Here is a 3,239-nt window from a genome sequence, read left to right on the forward strand (position 1 = left end):
GACTTCAAGCGGCTTTTCATACTTTCTATCGGATTGCGATCATGCTGCAATGAAAACTCTTCGTTCAGAATTTCCAACCAGCTTTCAAGCGCTTTCAGCGCACAGCGGTATTGCAGCATGACTTCCTGATACCTGCGGTTTTCGCTTAAAAGGCGCTGGCATTGCAGATCATCCAAGCCTTTATCTGTCGCAACCGTCAAACCAAATAGATTTTCACTCATAGCTTCTCCATTCCGCAGGGATAGGCGCTCTGCGCTGTCTGCCGCTCTTGTGTTACGACCTGATAAAAGCTGTATCCGCCGGAGAGATGAGCACAGGTAAAACCGTACTGCGTCAAAAGCCGACAGGCCAGATAACTGCGAAGCCCTGTCTGGCAATTCACATAAACAGGCTTGCCCCGGTCTAACTCGTCCAAATGCTCCCGCAGATCGTCCAGTGGAATATTGCGGAATCCATTCAAGTGCCCACGCCTATATTCGCCCTCTGTACGTACATCCAGCAGCGTCGCACTGCCATCGCGAGGCAAGTCCTCAACATCATTCCAATGGAACTGCCGTACCTTCCCGCTCTCCAAATCCTCGATCATAAAACCGGCCATATTGACCGGGTCTTTGGCAGAGGAATAGGGCGGCGCATAGGAAAGGTCAAGCTCCGTCAGTTCCAAAGCTGTCATTTTTGCGCGAATGGCCGTTGCCAGTACATCAATGCGCTTGTCCACGCCCTCGCCGCCAACGATCTGCGCACCCAGCAGCCGCAGGCTTTCTTTTTCATACAGCACCTTCATTGCCATAGACTGTGCGCCGGGATAATAGGTAGCGTGGGATGCCGGGAAAAGTACGACTCTGTCGTAAGCAATCCCTGCTGCCTGCGCCGCCTTTTCATTGATCCCCGTAGAGGCCGCGGTCAAGCTAAACAATTTCAGAACAGACGAACCCTGAGAGCCGTGAAAGTGGCCGTTTCCGCCGCAGATATTGTCAGCGGCAATGCGTCCCTGCTTGTTGGCAGGTCCCGCCAGCGAGATCAACGCTTTCTGCCCAGTCACGAAATGGGTGACCTCTACGGCATCGCCCACAGCATAGATGTCCGGCACGGAGGTTTCCATCCGCTCGTTGACAGCGATGCTGCCACGAATACCAAGTTTGAGTCCGGCTTCTTTTGCCAAATGCGTATCCGGGGTAACACCGATGGCCAGCAGCACCATATCCGAATGCAGTGGCTCACTTTCTTCCAACAGTGTCAGCACGGAATCTCCGTCCTGTCGGAATCCGGTGACGGTTTCACCCAACCGCAGAACTACGCCGTGTCTGCGCATTTCCGCATGGACAAAGCTCGCCATATCTGCATCCAGCGGCGCTAATAGCTGCTTCGGACGCTGAACGATGGTAACCGAAACGCCCATCTCCACAAGGTTTTCCGCCATTTCCAGACCGATAAAGCCGCCGCCAGCCAAAACAGCGGTTTTCGGCTTCTGATCCTCTACAAAGCGCCTAATGCGGAGGGTATCCTCCACGGTGCGCAGCGTGAAAACACGCTCGCTGCTGACGCCGGAAAGCGCGGGAACCGTCGGCTTTGCGCCGGGGGCAAGAAGCAGCTTGTCATAGGTTTCCGTATAGATCTTCCCGCTGTCCAGTGCGCGGACGGTGACGGTTTTCTCTGCGGGATTGATCGCAGTTACTTCCTGCCGTACCCGCACATCAATGCGAAAGCGGTCCCAGAAGCTCTCCGGAGTTTGGAGTGTCAGTTCTTCTTGCTCTTTGATCACACCACCCACATAATACGGCAGACCGCAGTTGGCGTAGGATACGTAGCCGCTGCGCTCGATCATGATGATCTGCGCGTGTTCATCCAAACGGCGGATGCGGGCAGCAGCAGAAGCACCGCCCGCCACGCCGCCTACAATTACGACCTTCATTTCACGCCCTCCACCATTGCGGCGATCTCCGACTTAGGCCGATAGCCCACCGATTTGGCGACGGCTTTCCCGTCCTTGAACACAACCAGCATCGGGATACTGGACACCTGAAAACGCATCGCCAGCTCCATTTGCTCGTCCACATTGACCTTGCCCACCTTGAGCGTACCGCTTTTTTCTTCGGCAAGCTCATGCAGTACAGGAGAGAGCATTTTGCACGGTCCGCACCAGTCCGCGTAGAAGTCCAGCAGGACGGGATTGTCGGAACGCAGTACCTCGTTTTCAAAATTCGCAGCAGTAATTTTCAGTTCAGCCATGAGAAAGGCTCCTTTCTGTTATCTTTGTTTATTCTTTGTTTTTCAGTTTGCAAATGCCCTGCGTCATGGTTCCCATCGGGCAAAACGCACACCATGTGCGGGGCTTGTAGAGCACCATAACGATCAGACCCAGCAGCAGAGAGGTCAGCATGAGGCTATAAAAGCCGAAGCTGAACTGTGCCACCCAATCGGCGACCGTACCGGCTGTGTAAGTCCAGCCCCAAGGCACACGGAATGTCCAGAACAGCTTAATGGCCTCCCGCAGGGACGAAGTACCGGCAGCGACCAGATAGGTCTGGAACACCATGTTGCCGAACATCGTCAGGAAAAAGATCAAAAAGCCATAACGGAACCACTTGGAGGACATCCAGCGGGGCGTCGGCTTGCAGCGGGAGCATTTAAGGTCTGTCCCCAGCTTGCTGAACAGTTGACCCCGTCCGCAGAGGTGGTTGCAGAAGAATTTGTTTCCGCCGAAGATGGCTAAAAGCAGCGGCAGAAGAAAATCAATCATGCCCAGCCACGCGAACAGGATATTGAAAAAGCCCAGTGCAAAATAGATGATGGCATATACCCACAGGTAATCGTACCAATGCTTTGCTTTCATGCGTCAGCCCTCGCTTTCACCTCAATACAGCCGACGGGACAGAGCTTTGCGCACTTGCCGCAGCCTACGCATCGTTCTGCCTCCACGGCGGCATAGCAGCCACGGCGCACCTTGACGGCCCCTATGGGGCAGGCATTTTCACACACGCCGCAGGCGACGCACCATGTCTTATCTATGGCGGCCAGTTTCTTTGACAGCATAGCGTTCCTCCCTTAATCCTGCAAGGATTTGTAATAGAGCATACAGTGGCAGAACCCCTCGAAGAGCGGATCTGCAATTTGATCCTTAAACTCCTGGCACATACATTTGGTTGCCTCTGTGCGCTCCCTGCGGCAGGGACAGTATCCGCCGGTGCGCTTGAGTCCTTCCCGGATGGTATTGACAATCTCCTGATCGGGATTGAGCT

General features: G+C 54.4%; 5 protein-coding genes and 1 pseudogene. All 6 read right to left on the reverse strand.

Going from position 1 to position 3,239, the window contains the following annotated elements:
- A pseudogene (locus WMO66_RS00675) lies at positions 1-221 on the reverse strand (GTP pyrophosphokinase); the annotation flags it as partial.
- A complete protein-coding gene (locus WMO66_RS00680; protein WP_349134481.1) occupies positions 218-1,912 on the reverse strand; it encodes an FAD-dependent oxidoreductase in 1,695 nt (564 codons plus the stop codon). The pseudogene WMO66_RS00675 and the gene WMO66_RS00680, both read right to left, overlap by 4 nt.
- Positions 1,909-2,229, reverse strand: a complete 321-nt coding sequence (gene trxA / locus WMO66_RS00685; protein WP_349134482.1) for a thioredoxin — start codon at positions 2,227-2,229, stop codon at positions 1,909-1,911. Before trxA ends, WMO66_RS00680 begins: the two co-directional genes overlap by 4 nt.
- Before the next feature lie 28 nt (positions 2,230-2,257).
- The gene (locus WMO66_RS00690; protein WP_349134483.1) at positions 2,258-2,833 is read right to left on the reverse strand and encodes a 4Fe-4S binding protein; all 576 of its coding nucleotides are present in this window, start codon (positions 2,831-2,833) and stop codon (positions 2,258-2,260) included.
- Positions 2,830-3,033, reverse strand: coding sequence for a 4Fe-4S binding protein (locus WMO66_RS00695; protein ID WP_349134484.1), 204 nt, complete (start codon positions 3,031-3,033; stop codon positions 2,830-2,832). The genes WMO66_RS00690 and WMO66_RS00695 overlap by 4 nt, the downstream gene beginning before the upstream one ends.
- A 12-nt stretch (positions 3,034-3,045) precedes the next feature.
- Positions 3,046-3,239: ferredoxin thioredoxin reductase catalytic beta chain (locus tag WMO66_RS00700; RefSeq protein ID WP_349134485.1), on the reverse strand; the 194-nt coding region annotated here is incomplete at its 5' end.

The organism is Faecousia intestinalis (assembly GCF_040096185.1).
In the GTDB taxonomy this organism is placed as follows: Bacteria; Bacillota; Clostridia; order Oscillospirales; family Oscillospiraceae; genus JAZOXB01.

Bases quoted from the DNA above. Each gene is read 5' to 3' on its own strand.
- WMO66_RS00680 (WP_349134481.1), bottom strand. From the start codon at position 1,912: ATGAAGGTCGTAATTGTAGGCGGCGTGGCGGGCGGTGCTTCTGCTGCT.
- trxA (WP_349134482.1), bottom strand. From the start codon at position 2,229: ATGGCTGAACTGAAAATTACTGCTGCGAATTTTGAAAACGAGGTACTG.
- WMO66_RS00690 (WP_349134483.1), bottom strand. From the start codon at position 2,833: ATGAAAGCAAAGCATTGGTACGATTACCTGTGGGTATATGCCATCATC.
- WMO66_RS00695 (WP_349134484.1), bottom strand. From the start codon at position 3,033: ATGCTGTCAAAGAAACTGGCCGCCATAGATAAGACATGGTGCGTCGCC.